The following is a 21,119-nucleotide window of genomic DNA, read 5'->3' as shown; positions in this document are numbered from 1 at the left end:
CCGACCACGTCAGCGGAAGATGATCGTGCGGGCGCCGTCTTGGAGCACTCGATGCTCTGAGAACCACTTGACCGCCTGGGTGAGGGTGCGGCTCTCCTCGTCCTGGCCGATGGAGACGAGCTCCAAAGCCGTGCGGGAGTGATCGACGCGCACGACGTTCTGCTCGATGATGGGCCCCTCGTCGAGGTCGCTCGTCACGAAGTGGGCGGTGGCTCCGATGAGCTTCACCCCGCGGGCGTGGGCCTGCTTGTAGGGGTTCGCGCCCTTGAAGCCGGGAAGGAAAGAGTGGTGGATGTTGATGGCCCGGCCGGCGAGCGCGGCGCAGAGTTCGGGCGACAGAATCTGCATGTAGCGCGCCAGCACCACGAGCTCGATGTCGTTCTGCTCCACCACCTCGAGCACGCGACGCTCGAATGCGGCCTTGCTCGCGGCATCCGTCACCGGAAGGGACTCGAAGGCCACCCCGTAGAACCCGGCGAGCTCGGCGAGCACCGTGTGGTTGCTCAGCACGAGCGGGATGTCGACGGCGAGCTGCCCGGCGCGCTGGCGGAACAGCAGGTCGTTGAGGCAGTGCGCAGCCGTCGAGCCGAGGACGAGGGTGCGCAGCGGGCGCCCGACGACGTCGAGCTGCCAGTCCATGTCATAGCGCTCGATAACCGGGGCCAGGGCCTGCTCGAAGACGGAGCGCTCGGACTCGGACTCGACCTGGAGGCGCATGAAGAACCTGCCCGTGTCGGCGCTCGAGAACTGCTGGCTCTCGGTGATGTTGCCGCCGGACGAGACCACCGCGCCGCTCACGGCGTGCACTATTCCGGGGAGGTCGGCGCAGACGAAGGTCAATACCCAGTGGGAACTCGTCAACGCTCTCGCCTCTTCTCTTGGCTTCTGCCTCCCGATACACTAGCGGGTGGCCGACGGATATCGTTCGGCCCCGGGCATGCACGACGTCGTCATCGGTTCCTGAGGTCTGGTGCCCGTCGTGCGGCGTCGTCCGACTCTTCCGATGCCGCCCTCGTCAGGTTGGCGTGACGCCGCCTCTGTTCGCCTTCTTTCGTTAGTTTGGTTCGTTCTTTCTCCGTGACTCAGCCGTTCACCTCGCCCATCGCCGTCGTCCCGACCGGAGCCCCCGGACGTCCCTTCCCCTGGGGCGGCCTGCTCGTGCTCGCCTCGGCCGTGTTCCTCTCGGTTACCGCCGAAATGCTTCCCACGGGCCTCCTGCCGGAGATGAGCGCGGAGCTCGGGGTCGGCCAGTCGCAGATCGGGCTTCTCGTCTCGGTCTTCGCCTTCGCGGTCGTGCTCACGAGCATCCCTCTGTCGCGGCTGACGCGTAGCGTCTCCCGGCACCGGCTGATCGTGCTCGTGCTCATCGTCGTGTCGCTCTCGAGCGCGGTCACCGCCATCGCGCCGAGCTTCGAGATCCTCGTGGGAGCGCGCATCGTGGGCGGCATGGCGCACGGGCTGTTCTGGGCTGTGATGGGCGCCTATTCGGGCTATCTCGTGCCGAAGGAGCAGCTCGGCCGAGCCGTCGCCATCACCACCGGTGGAGGCACGCTCGCCTTCGTGCTCGGCGTTCCCCTCGGCACCGTGCTCGGGCAGGCCGTCGGGTGGCGGAGCGCGTTCGGGGCCATCGCGGTGCTGTGCATCGTGGGCGCGGCCCTGATGCTCTGGCTGCTGCCCAGGGTGGAGCGCCCGGCCAAGTCCGATGCGCCGGCGGAACGGCATCCGTCGGGCCGACGCAAGCTCGATGCCTCGGTGCCCGCCGTCGCCCTGCTCTGCCTGCTGGCCGCCGTCATCATGATCGGTCACTACGCCTTCTACACCTTCATCGCGCCCTATCTCATCGGGGAGCTGGGTGTGAATTCCGGCGACGTGGGACTGCTGCTGGCGATCTACGGCATCGCCGGTGCGGGCGGCCTGCTGCTCGCCGGAACGGTGTTCGGTCGCCATCCCACCCTCGGCGTGGTGATCGGTGTCGCGGTTACCGCGATCTCGGTGACCGTCATGGCCCTGTTCGCGGCCAACCCGATGATCGCCATCCCGGCGTTCGTGTTGTGGGGACTCGTCTTCGGAACCCTGCCGCCGCTCCTCGGCGCCCGGCTGCTCCATGTCGCATCGGTCGACATCCGCGATACGGCGAGTGCGTTCTATTCGACGTCGTTCAATGTCGGCATCGGCGGGGGAGCCCTCGTGGGCGCGGCCCTGCTCGACGGGTTCGGTCTGACGTCGCTTCCGGTGGCGTACCTGATCACCCTGGCGCTCGCGGGCGTGCTGCTGGTGGCGGCCGAGCTGAACTCGCGCCGCCGCAGCGCGCGCGTCAGCTGATCGCGTAAGAGATGAGTCGGGTCAGACCGTAGCGGCCGGAATCGGGGTCGAAGTACCGCATGCCGAGTTCGATCGGCCCGGTCACCTCGGAGCCGTAGACCTGCGACCACATTCCGCTGTCGTCGAGCACGTGGATGTCATCGCGAACCTCGCCGTTCACGATGCGCTGGATGCTGGCGCCCGGCACTCCGGATATGGAGAGTTCGTAGGTGTCGGCGACCGGGATCGAAGCTCCCTCGAGGGGATTCTGGATCGTGGGAGGCTCGAGAACCACGAGGTGCTGGGGCGCGCTCGGGTCTGATTCGACCCCGTCGACGACCTGTCGAACGACGACCTCGCGACCGGCCGGGTCGCCGGTGATGCTGGAGCCGAAGTCGGAGATCGACCAGGTGCCGTCGTCGGCCGCTGTCGTGGACACCAAGGTGTTGCCGTCGACATCGCGGATCTCTACCGATGACAGCGGTTCGGCGGTGCCCGTGAACACCGGGAAGGTGAGCTGGTCGGCAGCCTGCTCGACGGCCACCGTGGGAGCCGCGGGCGTGGGTTCGGGGTCGACCGGAGGTTCGGTGGGCGGGGTCGTGGGCGGAGTCGGATCGACGGGGGGCGTGGTCGGCACGACGACCGGCGGTGTCGACGGCTCTGCCGGTGTCGACGGCTCTGCCGGTGTGCTCGGGCCGGGGGAGTCGCTTGGCGACGGGTCTGGTACGACGGCGGGCTTCGTGGGGCTGCCGGGCGTGCCGGGACGCGTCGGTTCGGGCTCGGCCTCCGGCGCGGGTGCCGTGGTCGGTGCAGGCGGCGTGGCCGGGGCCGGGGCGGGATCGGCGACGACGGTCGTGTCGGAATCGCGGGAGGAGTCGCCGGGATCGGCTCCGGAGGAGTCGGGTGAGACGTCGGCGGAGGACGCCTCGTCTGCCGGGGTGGCGAACAGTCCGGGGCCGAGGGTGACGGCCGCGACCACGGCGGCGGCGAGAGCGAGGGCTCCGACGGCCGAGCCGACGATGCCGGCCGCGCCGATGCCGGATGCGGCCGCACCCGTCGTAGCTCCGACGCTCGACGATGTGCTGCCGACGCTCGATGACGTGGATCCGTTCGCGCTCGCGGAGGAGGAGCCCGAGGTGAGGTCGGCCGGCATGGTCGCGGCTGCCACCAGCCCGCCTGCCGTGCCGCTGCCCGCCTGCATCCACGAGAGGAATCCGGCGGCGCCGGAGACTCCGGCCGCGAGGGGAAGCAGCACGAGGGCGAGGCGGGAACCGACCTGGCGCGCTTCGTCGGCGACGATGGTGCACGAGGTGCATCCGGCGAGGTGATCGCGGACCCTCTTGGACTCGCGCGCGCCGAGCGTGCCTCGGGTGAACGAGCCGAGGCGCTCGATGGCGGCCGCGCACTCGGGATCGGTCGTGCGCCGGAGGTGCGCCTGGATCCACGCCTGACGCAGGCCTTCTCGTGCGCGGTAGGTGAGCGCCGAGACCGCGTTGGCCTTCATGCCGAGGAGCGGGGCGATCTCCGCAGACGAGAGCTGCTCGACCTCGCTGTACCACAGGGCCTCCTGCCAGCGGGTGGGGAGGCTGCGGAACGCGTTGACGGTGAGGCTCTTGTCGAGCGCGGCGAGCGAGGCGTCTTCTTCTGTCGAGGGGTCGGCGATCAGGTCGAGGTCTTCGCTGGCGTCGGCGCTCTTGGCGCGCGCCCACTGCATCGACACGTTGCGGATGGTGGTGAAGAGATAGGGCCGGAAGGCGGTGGTGGGACCGCCTCCGGCGGAGATCGCCTGGAAGACGCGGGCGAAGGCCTCGGAAAGGAGATCGTCGGCATCGAAGCGGTGGCTGCGCGCGACGGCTCGCCCGGCGTTGGAGTGGCGGACCCACAGTTCGCCGAACGCAGCGGAGTTGCCGGATCGCGTGAACTCGACGAGTTCCATGTCTGAGGCGTCGGCGTGCGGCCGGGCGGGTGGTTCGAGGTGGGCGGCCATACGGCGCACACTCCTTTATTAAAAGGGGAATTCAGGACGGTACTACGGGGTCCCCATTCCCCCCTCACATAAAGAGACATGCGAGGCCGGCGTCTATGACGCCACTTGTGCAAGAAATCATAGCGGATGCCTCATGTAGGCTTGGCTATGTCGCAACTGGCGTTCAGATGGTCACCATCGGGAAGCGACTGACACGAATTCGGCCGCGCGCCTGGGTCGATCCGGATACTGCATCACCCCGTCGTCCGCGCGGCGACACATTCCGTTTCTGTCATGTTTGGGAGCCAGTCTTGTCTGATAACACGCCATCGAAGTTCAACGAACCCCTCCAGACCGTCGATCCCGAGATCTACGCTGTGCTCGAGAAGGAGCTGGGACGCCAGCGCGACACGCTCGAGATGATCGCGAGTGAGAACTTCGTTCCTCGCGCGGTGCTGCAGTCGCAGGGCTCCGTGCTCACCAACAAGTACGCGGAGGGCTACCCGGGGCGTCGGTACTACGGCGGATGCGAGTTCGTCGACATCGCCGAAGAGCTGGCCATCGCCCGCGCGAAGAGCCTCTTCAACGCCGAGTACGCGAACGTGCAGCCGCACTCCGGAGCGACCGCCAACGCAGCCGTGCTCTCTGCGATCGCCACCCCGGGCGACACCATCCTCGGACTCGAACTGAGCCACGGCGGACACCTGACCCACGGCATGAAGCTGAACTTCTCGGGCAAGCTCTACAACGCCGTCTCCTACGGCGTCGACCCCGAGACGTTCCTCGTCGACATGAACGTCGTGCGCGACAAGGCGCTCGAGCACCGCCCGCAGGTCATCATCGCTGGATGGTCGGCCTACCCCCGTCACCTCGACTTCGCCGCGTTCCGGGCCATCGCCGACGAGGTGGGCGCCAAGCTCTGGGTCGACATGGCCCACTTCGCCGGACTGGTCGCCGCAGGCCTTCACCCGTCGCCCGTGCCCTTCGCCGACGTCGTGTCGTCGACCGTGCACAAGACCATCGGCGGTCCCCGGTCCGGCTTCATCATCAGCCGCGACACCGAGCTGGCGAAGAAGCTCAACTCGAACGTGTTCCCCGGCCAGCAGGGCGGTCCGCTCATGCACGTCATCGCCGCCAAGGCCACGGCGTTCAAGCTCGCTGCCGAGCCCGAGTTCCGCGACCGCCAGCAGCGCACCATCGACGGCGCCCGCATCGTCGCCGACCGCCTCACGGCCGAGGACTCTCGCGCCGGGGGAGTCGACGTGCTCACGGGCGGCACCGAGGTGCACCTCGTGCTCGCCGACCTGCGCAACTCGCCGCTCGATGGGCAGCAGGCCGAAGACGTGCTGCACGAGGTGGGCATCACGGTCAACCGCAATTCCGTTCCCTTCGACCCCCGCCCCCCGATGGTCACCTCCGGCCTCCGCATCGGAACGCCCGCGCTGGCGACACGGGGCTTCGGCGACGTCGAGTTCACCGAGGTGGCCGACATCATCGCCGAGGCGTTGAAGCCCGGAGCCGACACCGCGTCGCTCCGCACGCGCGTGAGCGCGCTCACCGAGGCGTTCCCGCTCTACCCCGGGCTCGTGCAGTGACGGCCGTCGTCCTCGACGGCGTCGCGACCGCGGCCGCCATCAAGGCAGAGCTGGCCCAGCGCGTCGTCGAGCTGAAGAAGCAGGGCATCCACCCGGGCCTCGGAACGCTGCTGGTCGGCGACGATCCCGCATCCCGTTCCTACGTCGCGGGCAAGCATCGCGACTGCGCTGAGGTCGGCATCGAGTCGATCCGCGTCGACCTGCCGGCGACGGCGAGCGAGCAGGACGTGCGCGACGCCATCGAGGCGCTCAACGCCGATCCGCTCGTCACGGGCTACATCGTGCAGCTCCCGCTGCCGAACGGCATCGATGAGAACGCGATGCTCGAACTCATCGATCCGGCCAAAGACGCAGACGGACTGCACCCGACGAACCTCGGGCGCCTGGTGCTCACGGTCGATCCCTCGGCGAGTTCCGGTCGACCCGCACCGCTTCCGTGCACCCCCGCAGGCATCGTCGAGATCCTGCGCCGCTACGACGTGCCGCTCAGCGGCAGTCACGTCGTGATCGTGGGCCGCGGGCTCACCGTCGGTCGTCCCCTCGGGCTGCTGCTCACCCGCAAGGGCATCGACGCGACCGTCACGCTCACCCACTCCCGCACCCGCGATCTCGAGGCCGAGGTGCGCCGAGCCGACATCGTGATCGCGGCCGTCGGAGTTCCCGGCCTCATCAAGCCCGAGTGGGTCAAGCCGGGCGCCGCGGTGCTCGACGTGGGAATCACGCGCGTCGTCGACGAGGAGACCGGCAAGGCGAGGCTGAAGGGCGACGTCGATCCTGCCGTCGCCGAGGTCGCCGGGTTCCTGTCGCCGGTGCCCGGCGGAGTAGGGCCGATGACCCGCGCCCTGCTGGTACAGAACGTGGTCGACGCCGCGACTCCATAAGTCGAGGCGAAAGAGCACGACCCCACCAATGAAGGAGGAACGCATGACGCACGAACATCCCAAGCCTCACGATCCGGGCAAGAAGACGGTCGCTGAGAAAGAGGAGAACGTCCTCGAGGAGATCGAGGAGTCGCTTCCCACCGATCCGGAACCGACCGACGGGTCTGCGCCCGCCGCCTGACCGGCACGTCGCCCGGTCCTGAGGCATCCGGATGCCCGGGGCCGGGCGACACCGTAGGCTTATGCCGTGACAGCAGCGACAGGCACCCAGTTCTCCGTGGAGTTCGGCGATTCCCGGGCCACGATCACCGAGCTGGCCGCTGGTCTCCGGGGCCTCGTGCTCGACGGAGTCGAGGTCGTGCGGGAGTACCCCGAGTCGTCGTTGCCGCCGATGGGCCAGGGCATCGTCCTCGTTCCGTGGCCGAATCGCATCGCGAAGGCCGCCTGGGTGCTCGACGGAAAGACGCAGCAGCTCGACATCACAGAGCCGTCGACAGGCAATGCCACGCACGGCCTGCTGCGCAACACGGCCTACACCGTGGCAGAGCAGGGCGATGGTTTCCTCACCCTGCATGCCCGCGTCTTCCCCCAGCACGGCTACCCCTTCCTGCTCGACACGTCGGTGAGCTACGAACTGAGCGAGGCCGGTCTGACCGTCACCCACGCGATCACGAACGAGTCGGATGCTCCGGCGCCGGTCGCGGTCGGGGCGCACCCCTATTTCGTCGTGGGCTCGGTGCCTGCGGAGGACCTGACTCTCACCATCGCCGCGGAGACCACCTACGACTACGACGATGCATTCATCCCCACGGCGGAGGTCGGTGTCGAGGAGGCGGGACTCGACCTGCGAGCCGGGCGACGTCTCTCCGATATCGACCTCAACCACGCGTTCGGAACCCTGACGGGAACGGGTGGGCAGAACGTGCACTCCCTCGTCGCCCCCGACGGCCGCCGGGTCGAACTGTGGACCGATGCGAACTTCGCCTGGGTGCAGGCCTACAACCCCCGAGCGTTCCCATTCGAGACGGGCACGGGCATGGCCATCGCCCTCGAGCCGATGACCGCCCCGGCGAACGCGTTCAACACGGGTCAGGGCGTGCGCTGGCTCGAACCGGGCACGTCGTGGATGCTCAGCTGGGGCGTGCGGTACCGCCCGGCCTCCTAACGGTCCCGCCCGTAGCGTGCCTGCGGTGAGCCGTAAACCCCTTGTTCGGGGGCAAGGCGTTGCATAGCCTGACGACATAACAACTCTGGAATGGAGTGGATCAATGTCTCTGCTATTCGACAGCGTGCCCTCGACGACGACCGCACCCGAATCGATCTCGCCCGACCGTGCGATGCCGCGCCTCCGCTGGGAACTCGTCTTTGACGGCGTCTGGCTCGCTCGTCACGACGGGCGATTCGCCGGCATGGTGCAGGGCACGCCGGGCGAGGATATGAAGCTCACCGACGCCCGCGGCAACCTCTGCGGAATCTACGCATCGCTCGACGACGCGAAAGCAGCTCTGATCGACCGCTCGCACTGATGCGGGATCGGTGCTGCATCGCACACCGTCCTCACTTTTGACAACCCCGAACCCAAAAGCTCACATTTAGGGGTAGGTTCACTGGGGAGCTCACGTGGAATAAGACCGCGTGGGCCCTTTGTGAGGAATGGACGATTTTCATATGGGCAGACTGATCTACGGCACCGGTGACACCGACGTCGAATTCGAGGATCGGCTGCTCGCTCACCTCAAGGTCGTCATTTCGACGAAGCTGCGGCGCAACGAGGCGTTCATGCTGTCGTGGGAGCATGGCACCGAAGAGGGCAGCGGACGCAGCACCATCTGGATCCACCCCTCGATCCCGCTCCACTTCCGCTTCTACGGCAACAAGTCGCCGGCGCTCAACCGGGTGTGGATCGAAGACCTGATGCTCGCAGCAAACAGTACGGGCGGTCTCAGGCCGGTTCCCGAACCCGACGAGCACTCCGAGCCCGGCAACTCATAGCGCCGGTCCCGAACCGCTTCCCGCCTGATCGGTAAGGGCCTCGCGCGACAGCAAAGTTGCGCCGGCCACGGCCGCCGGCATAACGAACACGGCGCCGAAGGGGATCAGGAAGACGAGGTAGCTCGCCACTCCGAATCCGACCGCCGTGGGCCGGATGGCGGCAAGCGCCCGACGGCGATCCTTCAGGGAGCGACCGCGGGCGTCGAACGCCTTGCCGGTGAGTTCGAGCGCGAGGAACCAGCCGGCGACCGCGGCCCCGGCGACCGGCACGAGGGTCTGGCCGACGATCGGGATGAAGCCCAGAGCGAAGAGGCCGAGCCCGATCGCCGCGGTGGCGACGAGGATTCGCACGGCGTCGAGGATGCCCCGGCGAACGGACGGCCAGAACGGCACCTCGATCTCGTTCTGGATGCCGCCGAGCCGGTTCTCGACGTTCCGCCAGATCTTCTCGTAGAAGGGGTCGCCGACGGCGAGGGTGATGGCCGTGTAGGTGTAGACCACCAGGAGAGAGCCCAGCCCCACGAACGCGATGATGGCGGCGATCCTCACGGCCGTTCGCCAGCCCTCGGGCCATTCGTCGGCGAAGGGGGTCGCCCATTCCGCCAGAGCGGGCGCGTTGACGAAGAGCACGATGAGCGCGGCGAGATACACGGCGGCGACGATGAGGGCCGGGAGTGCGCCGAAGAGCATGAGGCGGGGATCGCTTCCCCACATCTTCAGGCCGCGTCCGAGATAGGCCGTTCCATCGAAGAATCGGCGGACGACGCTTCGGGCGGGTGCGGGCGGCATGGGTCCTCATCGTACGGGTGGGGCGCCCCGGAGCGAAAGTCCGCCGGGCTGCTACCTCAGTAATGCCGTCATCACAATGCCCGGGTCTCCGGGCGGTCGATGCGGGATTCTGGAGAGATGAAAAGGATGAGCTACGCAGGCGGAACCTTCGTCACGAGCGACGAAGTGGCCGATGCCCTCGTGCACTTCGTCGCCACCGTTCCCCGCAATCGTCGCAACCAGGTGGTCGTCGTGCCTGGGTTCAGCGCAGACGGAGAGTCGACGCCGGTGGCCCTCGTGCTCGGGCCAGCCAGCCAGATCCTGAGTCAACACGAGGCCGTCTCCTACGTCGAACCCGAGACCCACGGTGTGGCCGACGAGGTGCGACGGCAGGCGAGCTCGCATGAGAACACCGCCCGTGTCGAGAGTGCGAACGGCAAGGCGAGCCTCGACTACGACGTCTTCTGATCGACGGGCCGACAGCCCGGCGGGATCAGCCGGCGCAGTCTCCGGTGCTCACCGGGGCTGAGAGCCCGGGTGCCTGCGCCGCAACAGGCGACAACTCCTGCATGGTGAGCGCATAGCCCACGTTGTCGACGGTGCTTGCCTTGGCGAACACCACACCGGCGACCTGGCCGTCGACCGTCAGGAGCGGCCCGCCGGAGTTGCCGGGCTCGATGTCGGCGGCCAGCGTGTATGCATCCCGGGTCGTGCCGGCGGCGCCGTCGGTAATGAGCTGCAGCGGGCCGGCCGCCAGAACCTCGGCACCCGCGATCGAGAACGGCCCCCCGAACGGATAGCCGGCGACGACGGCGGTGCTCGCCGGCGCAAGGGTGTCGGCCAGCTGGATCGCGTCGGCGGGAAGTCCGTCGACCGCGATCACGGCGAGGTCCGCCGCCGGATCGAAGTAGACGATCCGGCCCGAGCGCGGAGACTGCCCGGGAACCTCGACCACGGGCTCGGAGATGCCCGCGACGACGTGCGCGTTCGTGACCACCCTGTCGGCGGCCACGGCGAAGCCGCTTCCCGACATCGTGACCCCGCATTCGTACGCCGTTCCGGTGATGCGCACAACGGACTGGGCGGCCGCGGTGAGCGCCGGGTTGTCGGTGCTGATCGTCGGGATCGAGGGAGCCGTGCTCGGCGCGCCGAGCGCGTCGATGACCCAGGGCGCGCCGTCGGTCACGGCGGCGGTGCGCAGCTGGGCCAGGAGGCTGGTCACCTGCGGGGGCACGAGGCCGTCGAGGGTCTTCAGGATCGACGACGACGCGACGGCCTGGGTGAGGGGCGCGACGCCGAGGGTCGAGACACCGGATGCGACGGTCACGACCACGAGGACGGCCGCGATTCCGCTGCCCACGAGCCCGAGAAGTCGGTCGACGAACCCGAGTTTCGCCTTGGCGACTCCGCGGCCGAGCGCCCGCCCGATCGTGGCCCCCAGCAGGTAGCCGATGGTCACGAGCACGAAGGCGGTGCCGATGACGCCGGCGACCCTCCACTCCGGCTCGGGAATCCAGGCCACGACCTGCGGGATCGCGAAGTACGCCCCGATGCCTCCGGCGATGACGCCGACGAGGCCGAGGAGCGATCGCACGAGTCCCATGCGGTAGCCGGCGACGGCGCCCGCGAGCAGCACGATGATGACGATCACGTCGATCATCGGAGTGCCCTCTTCACTCGGGCGAGCCAGCCGGTCGCCTGCGGCTCCGGATCGGCGTCGGGCGGGGAGCCGACCACCTGCAGGTCGATGTGCACGCCGGTGAGCCGGCCGTCGGCATCCAGGGTCTGGAGAACGGGGTAGAAGCCGTCGCCCCAGCCCGAGTGGGCGAGGATCACATTCTCGCCCGAGCGGGCCAGCGGCATCTCGATGTTCGCGGTGCCCGCGCGATGTGGCGAGTCGGAGTCCATGATGTCGAACCACGAGCCGGGCTCGTCGGTGTCGAACACGTCGTCATACCAGCTGTCGCCGTCGTTCGGCATCGACGCCTCCACCGCGTCGGCGTCGAAGAAGGCGACGGTTCCGGCGTCGACGGCCACGCCGAAGAAAGAGCCGGGCTCGGGAGGGCCATCGGGGCCGGGCACCGGCTCGATCGACGCGGTCGGAACGTCCGAGATGACCAGCGAGAGGTAGGCCTCGCGCAGGTGCGAGCCGTCGCGCTGGGTCGACACGTCGGCGATCGTCACCGCGACCGGGTGGTCGCCCGGCGGGATGCGCACGGTGATCGGTCGGTCGAGGGCGACGAACGGGTCGGCAGCACCGAGGGTGCCCGAGGGAACGCGGAGCACGCCGAGCTCGTGCACGGTGAGCTCTCCTGCGGCCCCCGTGACGAGGGGGGCGTCGCCGGGAACGAGGGCGAAGAAGTCGGAGAGGCGCACGAAGCAATGATGCCAGCAGGCGCCGGTGCGCTGCCTGAATACGGTGGGCCCCGCGGGGCTCGAACCCGCGACCCGCGGATTAAAAGAACGCACGGGAGGGGTTCTCCGCCTGTACTGAACGGAACCGAGTCGAACCGTTTAAGGCTGTGCTTGCGCCCACTCTATGGGATCTGTGGTCAATATTCGCTTTCCGGGGAGGCAGGTGCGGAGCGCTTCGGATCAGCCCGGTTAGGCGCGGTCGGAGGGGTTTCCGAGGGGGGGTGACGGATGCCCGTCGCCTCACGGCCGAACTGACGTCGGAGGTCGCGTGCCTGCTCCGCTGCTGTGGCGGGGCGCTGTGATCCGTCGGGGCGTCGTCGGCTCTCCCACTCGCCGCGTTCGAGGCCGTAGCCGCCTCGGCTGGTGTCGTTGTCCTCGGGTGCCATGGTGTTCCTCCTAGATAGCTGGCTGGCTTTCAACGCTACGACCTAGGCCGCATCTGCCGCTCGATTCGTCAGATCTAGAAAGTGCGCTCTGACCTGCACTTTCGAATGCGGATTCATTTCGATTGCGCATCAAGCGGCGGCAACAACTTCCCCGGTAGAGTTTTTGATACAACCCGACTAGGAGGAACCCCATGGGCCGACGAGGACCCCAGCCAGACGGCAACACCGACCGGCTAGACGTAACCATCCCGCCCGAGTACGAACGGGCGTTGGAGCATCTGGTCGAGCTGTCCGGCGTCGCCAAGGTGACGTTCGTTCGGCAGGCGCTCGGCGACATGTTGACCACGATGGGCCTCGTCTACCCCGAGGTGGCCGACTCGCTCCGAGTCAAGAAGACAGCTGGCCGAACCCGGCCAGCAACGATCACACGAAAGAGGACCAACCATGGCAACTGACATCAAACTGCCCGCCTACCCCACCTCGGGTAAGGGGACCGTGCTCCAGCTGGAGCAGCAGCGGAAGAAGTACCGATCTGCCATCGACAGCCTTCGAGAAGAGATCAAGCGGGCGGAAGACGAGTTCGCTGCGTCGTTCCAGGCGGTCGACGAGCGCACCGCAACCCGCGACCGCATCTCTGCCACCGCCAAGATCAACCGCAACCTCCACCTCTCTTAGAAAGAAGAACGACGATGGCTATCCCGCTCACCCCCGACCAAACCCGCATTGCTGCCCGCGAAAGCGCCTATGCAAACTCCATTGAAGAGAAAGAGAACATCGCCAGGGTGGACGGCGAGTTTTTCGACCGCGTGCGAATCTTCGAGAACCACGCCTTGTCCAACGCACGCCAGTTCATGGACGGCGTCCATGTCGACCTCGTCGCGGCCGACGAACTCGAAACCGCTATCCGCCGTGAGGTGCGCTTCGCACTCAACGAAGGGGCCAACCCCGAAGCTGTTGCGTATCGTCACACCGCACTCGTCGCCAGCGCCAAGGCGGCCATAGAGAGATTGGAGCGGGCCGAGCGCGAGAGCGAATGGCATGCCAACCGACTGAACGATCCGTATTCCCAGTACGCGGCGCTGGTCAGCAAGTTCCCGACGCTCCGTCCCCCGGTCTCGATCTAACGAACAGCGCCCCGGCCTGTGAGGACCGGGGCGACAAGGGTTCTAGGAGGAACCGTGCTTACCTCAACAATTTTACCGGCTGCGCCCCTCTCGGCGTTGTACGACTACTGGGCGACTACCTTGCACGAAGAGCCAATCAGCTTTGCAATGGCCGCCCCGGCGCGCTCGCTGGCTCGACGGCTCACAGAAGTTGAGCGAGCAACAACGCGCCTCATTGCACCGCCCGCGGTGGAACTAGTCACGCACGGTCGAGGCGTACCCATCGAGGCAGCGCTACGGCTGGTCATCTGGCGGGATCGGGGCGAACGGTTGAGCGGCGATTACATGGCCTGTGAGTTGCAAGATTTCTTCTATCCTTACGCGCGCGGTGCAGTTAGGCCGTGGCGAGGATGGGAACTACTGCGAGCCATCGATGCGACCACTGAACATCACGGCGTGCAGATCGTCCTCGACGCCCCGTCCGGTGGCGATCACTTCGAGACCGTGCGGCTCTCGGACAGGCTCTCAGAAAGCTGAACCGAACCGCCTCAAGCGGGACCGTCTTGACTTGAGGTAAGCTTTATCCGCTCGACTCGTCGGGCAACCACGAAACTTATATGCGTAACTGATTTTCTCCAGTAGGAGTACAGAGGTCGTCGGCGAAGTCTGCCGTTCGATTTGGCACAGTCCCAAGCGTTGGACCTTCGGGTCAGAACGATCGGTTTGTCAACGTCCACTTGCCTCGTGTGGCTTCACATTTCATATGTGAGCTGCATGAGGCTTTTTTGTTGCCAAAACGCAGCTCACCTGTTTCTAGGAGAGCCCCGTGTCAAACCGCAAGAGTTCCACCACCGAGGTCTACCGCCTCAACAACGCCGCGTCGCACCCGCTGGCAGCGAAGTACGGAATCACCGAGCGTCAGTTCCGCAGAGCTGTCCAGCAGGGCCGTATCTCCTACGCTCGCCCGGGTGGCCTGATCGTCCTGCTCACCAGCGACGACATCGTCGCCTTCATCCTCGGTAGCTACACCGACGCGACCAAGGCGTAGGCAGATGAGTTCCATCAAGCTCTCCGGCGTCAGATCCGAGTACATCGAGCCGTCCTTGGTGCCTCCACTAGATCCTCCAACGCCGCTGCCAACAGATGCGGACGTTGACCGCTGGCACTCCAAATTGCGGGCATCCCCGAGGGAGCTGGCGTATCTGCATGGACGAGGCATCACCGACGACGTGATCGATGAGTTCGAGGTCGGGTTCGATGGTCAGCGCATCTGGTACCCGATCAGGGACAAGCACGGGGTGTTGGTCAACGTACGGAAGTACAACCGGCACCCTTCCCCAGGATTTCGGAAAATCTACAGCACGAAGGGGATGGGCAGTCCTTCGCGCCTGTACCCGCTTGCTGTACTCGGTAAGCAATCCGAATTTGTCATCGTCACGGAGGGCGAAGCGGACGCGCTGTCTGCAATCGCCCTCGGCTTCGTCTCTGTGATCGGGACGAACGGCGCAAGTGGTGTTCCAAAGGGACCCGAGTTGGAGCCGCTGCGAGGCCGAGACGTTGTACTTGCGTTCGACGGCGACGGCGCAGGCAGGAAGGCCGGCAATAGCTGGTCGACCAGGCTTGCCGGTGTTGCATCCTCCATTCGATCGATCGATCTGGGCGACGGTACGGACCTCAACGACATTTGCAAGACGCCCGGAGGTGCCGCGAAGCTATCGCAACTTATCGCGGGTGCGGGAGCTACTGGTGCCCCAGCTACCGGAAACCGGCGCGCCGTGTCGGAACTCCTCAGGGTCGCGCTGAGGCGTGTTCAGGACGACGGCGAGGGCCGAAACGAGACTGGATTCTGGCTAGCCTGCCAACTCCGCGATGAGCGGTACGCGAAAACCGAGGCCTCCGAGGTACTGCACACCTACCAGGAGGCTGTTGAGGGCGACCGGGATGCGCCGTACACGCGGGCCGAGTCCGACAGCTCACTTGAGCAGGCCTACAGCGGGGAGGCTCGCCAGCCCTCGGGTGCCGGGGTTGGTGTGAAGGAAGAGCGCTTCTCGGACAGTCCACTCTCGCGTTACGTAGCCGACAGGCTGCGGGGTGAATACGCATTCGTGTCTGAACTGGGAAGTGGGGGTGACTGGTTGCGCAACACCGGGAAGGTCTGGCGTCCGACCACGCGTAGCCATCTGACCCTCGTCGTGCAAGACGAGTTGGATCGGTTGTTCGAGGTCGAGAGGGCCGCTGGTGCATCCCCGGGGCAGATCATGAAGCTGCTGTCCAAGACGAAAATCGCCTCCGTCCGCGACCTGCTCACTGGTCTCTTGGAAGAGTCCATTAGTTTGTGGGACAACTACCCGGATCACCTCAATTGCCAGAACGGGGTGCTTCATTTACCCACCGGCAAGTTGGAGCCCCATGGCAATTTCCGGTGGACGATGATTGCACCGATCAACTACGTCAAGGGTGCTCGCCTCAGCATGTGGGATCACGTCCTGGAGGCGATCCCCGAGGACATCCGCCGGCATATGCAGTTGGTTTTCGGTCAGGCCATTACCGGATACCCACCGACCGACGACAAGGGGAACTTTCTCGAGGGCGGCGGAGAGAACGGCAAGTCCACCCTGCTTGATGCGATCACGACCAGCCTCGGTTACAGCCAAGACGAGGGCAGCCCCGCCTACGCGGGCGATCTTCCAGAGAAGGTCCTGTTTGCGCCGACAGGTGCGCCGCCCGTCGAGAAGATGCGCCTGCGAGGCAAGCGACTCGTCATGCATGAGGAGTTGCCAGAAGGAGAAATTCCGATGAAGCGCCTCAAAGACCTCCTCGGCACGCAGCGAATGTCCGGTCGCGCCCACTACAAACAGGGCGAGTCGTGGGAGGCCAGCCACACCCTGTTCATCACGACGAACCACCGCCCCCTCGTCACAGACACCACGCACGCAGTTTGGCGTCGCCTGCGGCTGGTCGTGTTCCCCTACAAGTTCGTGCGGCACCCGAACCGTCGCACCAATGAGCGGCGAGCGCGAGACGGCCTCCGGGAGCACTTCCGGACTGTGCCGGAGCCTGCAGTCTTGGCCTGGCTGGTCGAGGGCGCAAGGGCTTGGTACGACAACGGCAAGAAGATGCCAGAAGAACCCGATCGGCTGCGCGAGTCGTGGGAAGCATGGCGGATGGAGTCAGACGACATGTTGCGGTTCTTGTCGGACCACTTCACCTTCAAGCCCGGGGCTATCGTCCTTGAGGGCCACGTTTGGGCGGCCCTGACCGAGTGGGCGGACAACAACAGCCGCCGCAAGTGGTCCCGTAAGGACTACGCCGCTGCCCTCACCTCGCACGACACAGCCCGGGCACATCACGTACTCAAGGCCCGCAAGCGCCTCACACCGGAGGTTGCCGCCAAAGTCACCTACCCGGCCCGCAAGGTCGGTCCGCACATTCGGCACCCGCAGGAGAAGACCCCGACCAACCCGAACGTGTTTGTGGGGCTGGCTTGGCGGGAAGCCCCGACGGACGAGGAATAGCCCGAGGCCCCACGATCTGCGAGCTACCGCAGATCGTGGGTGATTCAGAACGGGCAGAACGGGGTCGAACCTAAACCCTTCCTACTTGTGCTTCGAGAGGGGGTTTAGGTATGACCCGGTTCTGCCCGTTCCGATGACAGAAATTCAAGCGATGAGGACTCTGCAGTCTTCGATCATCCCCTCGACCCCCAAGACATCAGACCCTTCGATCAAGCGACCCTTCGAACAACGAAAGCGAGAACACCATGAATGACAAGCCAGCCCGCAAGCCACCAGCGATCCTCTGTTCCGCCCACAAGCGCAACGGTGAACCGTGCGGACGACCACCAGCCCTCGGCTCCAACGTCTGTGTCAGCCATGGAGCCAGAGCGCCTCAAGTGAAACGGCGTGCGCAGCAAAGGATCATGGAGGCCAGCGACAAGGCCGCGTACCAGCTTGTGCAGATCATGCTCGATGAGAACGTCCCGCCAGCCACGCGGGTGAAGGCCGCCGAGTCGCTTCTGGACCGAGCGGGCCTGGCAGGCAAGCAGGAGTTGGAGGTCACGGTGAGCAGGTTCGAGGGCGTGGTGGCCGACATCCTGGTTGACGTCGAGGTCGATGAGAACGACCTTCTCGAATATGCAGAAGTCGTTGACGACCTGCCGGACGTGCCCATGTCCGAGGACCAGCGGGACGCCCAGACCGAGGAGCGCGAGCGCGTCCGACGCAAAGCCATCCGCAACGGCGGCAGCGGCGCACGCATCGAGCGGACCAAGGTCAAGGAGCCCGCGCAGGAGATGGACCCGCAGGAATTGGCGATCATCGAGGGCCGGGCAGCGTGGCTGGCCGAGGTGGAGCGTGGAGGCCCGGCACCCCGTCGCAAGCGACGCATCCGATAACACCCACGGAGGCCCACAGGGATGGGCCGTAGCCCAACGAGACCCACAGGGCTGGTACTCGTACCCATCCCGGGCGCTTCCGACCAGGCAAATGGTCGTCTCGTCGGATTCTCCGAAACAGTTTGCCTTATTGCTGGCTCGGCTCGAATACTTCGTTCTCAGGCGGAAACGGACATCACCGCCTTTCGCCTCATCCCAACCCAAGGAGAAACCCCATGACTGCAACCACCCCCAAAGCCCCGCGAGCCGCACTTGCCACCAAGGCAATAACCCCCGTCATGGCCGACTATGCGGCCTGGATCAAGGCTCAGACCGGCTACGACGTCGACCCGATGTCGGTGCAGTTGGCCGGCACGATGCGGACCTACTTTCAGCAGAGTGAGGGCAACCAGAAGCGGATCTCTGACGCAGCCGCAGCCAAGGCCAAGGAGGTAGCCGCCCGTGCCGCGCGCAAGGCTGAGCGAGATGCAGCTCGCGCCGCCAAGCTCGCTGCCAAGCCCGTCGAGGCCAAGCCCGCGCCTGCTCGCAAGGCACCCGTCAAGAAGGCTGCACCCGCCAAGCCCAAGGCCCCGACCACGAAGGCGGCTGTCTGATGTCGAGTCCAGAGATGACCGTGGCTGAGTTGGTCACGTACCTTCAAGCCCTGCCCCAGGACGCCGTGGTGCGTCTGGCCGACCTGCCCAACGAGAGCAGGCTCAGCGCGCCGGTGTCTGTGTCGAGCGAGGACGGGGCGCAGGTGGTGTACCTGGTGGCCGAGGAGCGCATCGGCGAGTTGCCTTCAGGCGCTCTCGTGCAGCTCCGATGGGCCGACGAGGACAAGGGTTGGAGGGAGGTCTGATGCGGGTCATCGGCTACGTGCGTGTCTCCACCGACGAGCAGGAGCGCTCAGGGCTGGGCGTCGAGGCCCAGACGGAGGCCATTCTGTCCGAGTGCGCTACCCGCGGCTGGGAGGTCGAGTTGATGAGCGACCTCGGCGCCAGCGGCAAGCACGTCAACCCCAACCTGCGGCAGGCCCTGCACCTTCTGCGTAGCGGGCAGTTCGACGGGCTGATCGTGCCCAAGCTCGACCGTCTTGCACGTTCGGTTCGCCACGCCTCAGCGATCATCGACGACGCCCGACAGCAGGGCTGGTTCCTCATCGTGTTGGACAACGCCATCGACCTGACCACACCGGGCGGTCGAGCCATGGCCAACATGCTGAACACGTTTGCAGAGTTGGAGCGAGAGCTCATCTCGACCCGCACCAAGGATGCACTCGCCGCACGCAAGGCTCGCGGCCTGAGCAACGGGCGCAGGTCGGCCATCCCTGCAGGCGTCCTACGGCGCATTGTCCTCGACCGGGCACAGGGCCTCAGCTTCGGGCGTATCGCCCAGCAGCTCACCACCGAGCATGTGCTCTCACCCACAGGGCTGCCCGAGTGGCACGAATCGACCGTCCGCCGCGCCTACAGCAGTGCCAAGGCCAAGGAGGTTGCAGCGTGAGCAAGGACGAGGTGATGCTCGCCGCAGCACAGGCCGGACACCCAACACCGGGGCTGAACCTGCACCCCAAGACCCGGCAGACCATCGCAGCCAAGTTGCGGGTTGGGCACGTCGTACTGGAGAGCGAAGAGCACCCCGTGAAGATCGTGAGCGTTGGCTACCAGACCTCCCTCATCGTTCTCCACTGCCGCTACATCTGGCAATCCAAGGCCGAGCCAACCTGGATCCTCGGCAAGTTCCACCCCACCGCCCTTCTCGAGAAAGCAGTTTGAACATGGCCCACGTGCGAGAAGTTCAACGCAAGACCGGCACCGCCTACGAGGTTCGCTGGCGATCCGGCGACGCCTTCAAACAACGCTCTTTTAGGGTCAAGCGCGAAGCCGATCGGTTCGCCCTCAAAGTCGAGAACGAGCTTGCAGTCGGGAACAGCACCGACCCTCTTGTGAAGAACAGCCGCACCGTGCGTGAGGTGGTCGAGGGCAGCCTGGCCGCGAGTGCACCCGGGCTGAAGGCACGCACCATTCAGGGTTACCAGACCATCTATGACAACCGGGTTCTGCCGAAGTTCGGTTCGCGCCGCGCCTCCACGGTCACCCGCGCAGAGGTACAGGCATGGCTGGTCGAGCTTTCGGCATCCGGCCTCGCCCCGGCGACCGTGCACCACCACTACGTTGCGCTGAAGAAGGCATTCCGGCACGCGGTGGACGACCGGCTGTTGAGCCACAACCCATGCGACGGGGTGCGCGTGCCCAAGACGGACACCGTCGAGGACTTCGCAGCAGTGTTCTTGACGACTGCACAGGTTGAGGCCATCGGCTCGCGGCTCGACGCTCAGGCACCCTACGGCCTGCTGGTTCGATTCGCGGCCTACACCGGGCTCCGCGCCGGAGAGCTGGCTGGTTTGCGCGTGCGAGACCTGGACCTAGTGCGCGGCCACGTCAACGTGCGCCAGACCGTGCAGCGGATCAAGGCCGAGTGGGTCGTAGGCACGCCGAAGTCCAAGCGCTCCACGCGTGACGTACCCCTGATGCACAGCGGGCTAATCGCAGAGCTACGCCGGTACAAAATGCAGCACCCGCGCAGCGGAGACCCAGAGGCGTTGCTGTGGCCAGGACGGAAGCTCGGGGGAGTGGCCGAGATTGACTACACGCGCGTTCTGGACGTGGGCAGCTTCCGTCGCAACTACTTCCGCCCCACCCTGCGCGCCCTCGGGTTACCGGAGATGCGCGTGCACGACCTACGCCACACAGCAGCGTCCCTGTGGCTCGCTGCTGGGTTCAAACCGTACGAGGTGAGCCGGTGGCTGGGCCACGCGTCTATCACCACCACAGACACCATCTACGCCCACCTGTACCCCAGCGACTACACCGACCATGTCGCGCGGTTCGACGCGTTCGTTGGCAGTGCCTAGAAAGTCGGAAGGCTCAAAAGGTTATTTGTCCAAACCTTGTCTGCATAAGTACGGAGGTATGGCGTGCCCCCGCTGGGGTGCACAGTTCCTACCTCCACACGGTTGGCGCCGCTGCTGACGAAGGCCCTACCTCCTCTGTTATCGAGGTAGTCCACCATCTCAGCCTTGGAGGAGTCGCCGGTATCGCCGTCACCATCGTTTTTCCATCGAAAAGTGCTTATGGCCTCGTGGGTCTTCTGGAAACCGGAAAAGCGAACGTGAGTGATCTGGACAGCCATGGTTCTCCCTTTTCGCCGCGCCTCTCGCGACTTCACCGTAAGGGTCTCATCTACCACCGACACCAGCTACACCCCAGCGACTGCACGACCATGTCCCGAGGTTCGACGCGTTCGTGTCTATCGTCTAGTTACCGCACGGATTGGGCTT

At 66.0% G+C, this 21,119-nt stretch carries 26 protein-coding genes and 1 riboswitch; of the genes, 20 read left to right on the top strand and 6 right to left on the bottom strand.

Annotation, left to right across the window (positions count from 1 at the left end; genetic code table 11):
* Nucleotides 1-9 precede the first annotated feature (9 nt).
* A complete protein-coding gene (purU, locus tag ASF06_RS05510) occupies nucleotides 10-861 on the bottom strand; it encodes a formyltetrahydrofolate deformylase (protein ID WP_055944503.1) in 852 nt (283 codons plus the stop codon).
* A gap of 216 nt (nucleotides 862-1,077) precedes the next feature.
* Between purU and ASF06_RS05505 the strand changes: the two genes are divergently transcribed.
* Nucleotides 1,078-2,322 carry an MFS transporter gene (locus ASF06_RS05505; RefSeq protein WP_235500917.1) on the top strand — a complete coding sequence of 415 codons (1,245 nt, stop codon included), beginning with the start codon at nucleotides 1,078-1,080 and terminating at the stop codon, nucleotides 2,320-2,322.
* Here ASF06_RS05505 and ASF06_RS05500 read toward each other — a convergent pair.
* Complete coding sequence (locus ASF06_RS05500) at nucleotides 2,315-4,288, bottom strand: sigma-70 family RNA polymerase sigma factor (protein WP_055944500.1); 1,974 nt, start codon at nucleotides 4,286-4,288, stop codon at nucleotides 2,315-2,317. The genes ASF06_RS05505 and ASF06_RS05500 overlap by 8 nt on opposite strands.
* A 142-nt stretch (nucleotides 4,289-4,430) precedes the next feature.
* Nucleotides 4,431-4,512, top strand: a riboswitch (ZMP/ZTP riboswitch).
* A 66-nt stretch (nucleotides 4,513-4,578) separates the two neighbouring features.
* Here ASF06_RS05500 and glyA point away from each other — a divergent pair.
* The 6 genes from glyA to ASF06_RS05475 all read left to right on the top strand — a co-directional run bounded on the left by glyA (nucleotide 4,579) and on the right by ASF06_RS05475 (nucleotide 8,735).
* Nucleotides 4,579-5,862: a serine hydroxymethyltransferase gene (gene glyA, locus ASF06_RS05495; protein WP_055944497.1), complete on the top strand. Its 1,284-nt coding sequence runs from the start codon at nucleotides 4,579-4,581 to the stop codon at nucleotides 5,860-5,862.
* Nucleotides 5,859-6,743 (top strand): bifunctional methylenetetrahydrofolate dehydrogenase/methenyltetrahydrofolate cyclohydrolase, encoded by an 885-nt coding sequence (locus ASF06_RS05490; RefSeq protein ID WP_055944493.1) that lies wholly within the window; start codon nucleotides 5,859-5,861, stop codon nucleotides 6,741-6,743. Before glyA ends, ASF06_RS05490 begins: the two co-directional genes overlap by 4 nt.
* A 43-nt stretch (nucleotides 6,744-6,786) precedes the next feature.
* Entirely contained in the window at nucleotides 6,787-6,924 is a 138-nt protein-coding gene (locus ASF06_RS19395; protein WP_157439093.1) for a hypothetical protein, read from the top strand.
* Between the two features lie 66 nt (nucleotides 6,925-6,990).
* Nucleotides 6,991-7,908, top strand: coding sequence for an aldose 1-epimerase family protein (locus tag ASF06_RS05485; protein ID WP_055944490.1), 918 nt, complete (start codon nucleotides 6,991-6,993; stop codon nucleotides 7,906-7,908).
* A 103-nt stretch (nucleotides 7,909-8,011) separates the two neighbouring features.
* The gene (locus tag ASF06_RS05480) at nucleotides 8,012-8,269 is read left to right on the top strand and encodes a hypothetical protein (RefSeq protein WP_055944487.1); all 258 of its coding nucleotides are present in this window, start codon (nucleotides 8,012-8,014) and stop codon (nucleotides 8,267-8,269) included.
* A 142-nt stretch (nucleotides 8,270-8,411) separates the two neighbouring features.
* A complete protein-coding gene (locus tag ASF06_RS05475) occupies nucleotides 8,412-8,735 on the top strand; it encodes a DUF7882 family protein (protein ID WP_055927337.1) in 324 nt (107 codons plus the stop codon).
* On the opposite strand, the gene ASF06_RS05470 is transcribed toward ASF06_RS05475, so the two are convergent.
* On the bottom strand, nucleotides 8,730-9,524 hold the full coding sequence (locus ASF06_RS05470; protein ID WP_055944483.1) for an EI24 domain-containing protein: 795 nt from the start codon (nucleotides 9,522-9,524) through the stop codon (nucleotides 8,730-8,732). The genes ASF06_RS05475 and ASF06_RS05470 overlap by 6 nt on opposite strands.
* Before the next feature lie 126 nt (nucleotides 9,525-9,650).
* Between ASF06_RS05470 and ASF06_RS05465 the strand changes: the two genes are divergently transcribed.
* Entirely contained in the window at nucleotides 9,651-9,971 is a 321-nt protein-coding gene (locus tag ASF06_RS05465; protein WP_055944480.1) for a hypothetical protein, read from the top strand.
* A gap of 25 nt (nucleotides 9,972-9,996) precedes the next feature.
* Here ASF06_RS05465 and ASF06_RS05460 read toward each other — a convergent pair whose 3' ends face one another.
* Both ASF06_RS05460 and ASF06_RS05455 read right to left on the bottom strand, forming a co-directional pair.
* Complete coding sequence (locus ASF06_RS05460; RefSeq protein WP_082500735.1) at nucleotides 9,997-11,163, bottom strand: MarP family serine protease; 1,167 nt, start codon at nucleotides 11,161-11,163, stop codon at nucleotides 9,997-9,999.
* Nucleotides 11,160-11,879: a DUF4241 domain-containing protein gene (locus ASF06_RS05455; protein WP_055944477.1), complete on the bottom strand. Its 720-nt coding sequence runs from the start codon at nucleotides 11,877-11,879 to the stop codon at nucleotides 11,160-11,162. The genes ASF06_RS05460 and ASF06_RS05455 overlap by 4 nt, the downstream gene beginning before the upstream one ends.
* A gap of 616 nt (nucleotides 11,880-12,495) precedes the next feature.
* Between ASF06_RS05455 and ASF06_RS05450 the strand changes: the two genes are divergently transcribed.
* The 12 genes from ASF06_RS05450 (at nucleotide 12,496) to ASF06_RS05400 (ending at nucleotide 20,693) form a co-directional block, all read left to right on the top strand.
* Nucleotides 12,496-12,759 (top strand): hypothetical protein, encoded by a 264-nt coding sequence (locus tag ASF06_RS05450; protein WP_157439091.1) that lies wholly within the window; start codon nucleotides 12,496-12,498, stop codon nucleotides 12,757-12,759.
* Nucleotides 12,749-12,979 (top strand): hypothetical protein, encoded by a 231-nt coding sequence (locus ASF06_RS05445; RefSeq protein WP_055944472.1) that lies wholly within the window; start codon nucleotides 12,749-12,751, stop codon nucleotides 12,977-12,979. Before ASF06_RS05450 ends, ASF06_RS05445 begins: the two co-directional genes overlap by 11 nt.
* Before the next feature lie 14 nt (nucleotides 12,980-12,993).
* A complete protein-coding gene (locus ASF06_RS05440) occupies nucleotides 12,994-13,428 on the top strand; it encodes a hypothetical protein (protein WP_055944469.1) in 435 nt (144 codons plus the stop codon).
* Between the two features lie 54 nt (nucleotides 13,429-13,482).
* Nucleotides 13,483-13,944, top strand: a complete 462-nt coding sequence (locus tag ASF06_RS19390; RefSeq protein WP_157439090.1) for a hypothetical protein — start codon at nucleotides 13,483-13,485, stop codon at nucleotides 13,942-13,944.
* A 289-nt stretch (nucleotides 13,945-14,233) separates the two neighbouring features.
* On the top strand, nucleotides 14,234-14,455 hold the full coding sequence (locus ASF06_RS05435; protein ID WP_055944466.1) for a hypothetical protein: 222 nt from the start codon (nucleotides 14,234-14,236) through the stop codon (nucleotides 14,453-14,455).
* Between the two features lie 4 nt (nucleotides 14,456-14,459).
* Complete coding sequence (locus ASF06_RS05430) at nucleotides 14,460-16,922, top strand: phage/plasmid primase, P4 family (RefSeq protein ID WP_082500734.1); 2,463 nt, start codon at nucleotides 14,460-14,462, stop codon at nucleotides 16,920-16,922.
* A 404-nt stretch (nucleotides 16,923-17,326) separates the two neighbouring features.
* On the top strand, nucleotides 17,327-17,800 hold the full coding sequence (locus tag ASF06_RS05425) for a hypothetical protein (protein ID WP_055944460.1): 474 nt from the start codon (nucleotides 17,327-17,329) through the stop codon (nucleotides 17,798-17,800).
* Nucleotides 17,801-18,015: 215 nt separating this feature from the next.
* Nucleotides 18,016-18,393 (top strand): hypothetical protein, encoded by a 378-nt coding sequence (locus ASF06_RS05420; RefSeq protein WP_157439089.1) that lies wholly within the window; start codon nucleotides 18,016-18,018, stop codon nucleotides 18,391-18,393.
* 14 nt (nucleotides 18,394-18,407) lie between these two features.
* On the top strand, nucleotides 18,408-18,638 hold the full coding sequence (locus tag ASF06_RS05415) for a hypothetical protein (RefSeq protein ID WP_157439088.1): 231 nt from the start codon (nucleotides 18,408-18,410) through the stop codon (nucleotides 18,636-18,638).
* Nucleotides 18,638-19,282 (top strand): recombinase family protein, encoded by a 645-nt coding sequence (locus ASF06_RS05410; protein ID WP_055944451.1) that lies wholly within the window; start codon nucleotides 18,638-18,640, stop codon nucleotides 19,280-19,282. Before ASF06_RS05415 ends, ASF06_RS05410 begins: the two co-directional genes overlap by 1 nt.
* On the top strand, nucleotides 19,279-19,554 hold the full coding sequence (locus ASF06_RS19660; RefSeq protein WP_055944448.1) for a hypothetical protein: 276 nt from the start codon (nucleotides 19,279-19,281) through the stop codon (nucleotides 19,552-19,554). The genes ASF06_RS05410 and ASF06_RS19660 overlap by 4 nt, the downstream gene beginning before the upstream one ends.
* 2 nt (nucleotides 19,555-19,556) lie before the next feature.
* Nucleotides 19,557-20,693: a tyrosine-type recombinase/integrase gene (locus tag ASF06_RS05400; protein WP_055944445.1), complete on the top strand. Its 1,137-nt coding sequence runs from the start codon at nucleotides 19,557-19,559 to the stop codon at nucleotides 20,691-20,693.
* Here the strand turns inward: ASF06_RS05400 and ASF06_RS19085 are convergent.
* Nucleotides 20,690-20,971: a DUF3892 domain-containing protein gene (locus ASF06_RS19085; RefSeq protein ID WP_082500732.1), complete on the bottom strand. Its 282-nt coding sequence runs from the start codon at nucleotides 20,969-20,971 to the stop codon at nucleotides 20,690-20,692. The two genes, ASF06_RS05400 and ASF06_RS19085, sit on opposite strands and share 4 nt — an antisense overlap.
* Nucleotides 20,972-21,119: the final 148 nt, after the last annotated feature.

The organism is Agreia sp. Leaf244, assembly GCF_001422695.1.
Taxonomy (GTDB): domain Bacteria; phylum Actinomycetota; class Actinomycetes; order Actinomycetales; family Microbacteriaceae; genus Agreia.
The sequence above is the reverse complement of the archived record's forward strand: the minus strand, read 5'-3'. Positions and strand labels throughout refer to the sequence as shown.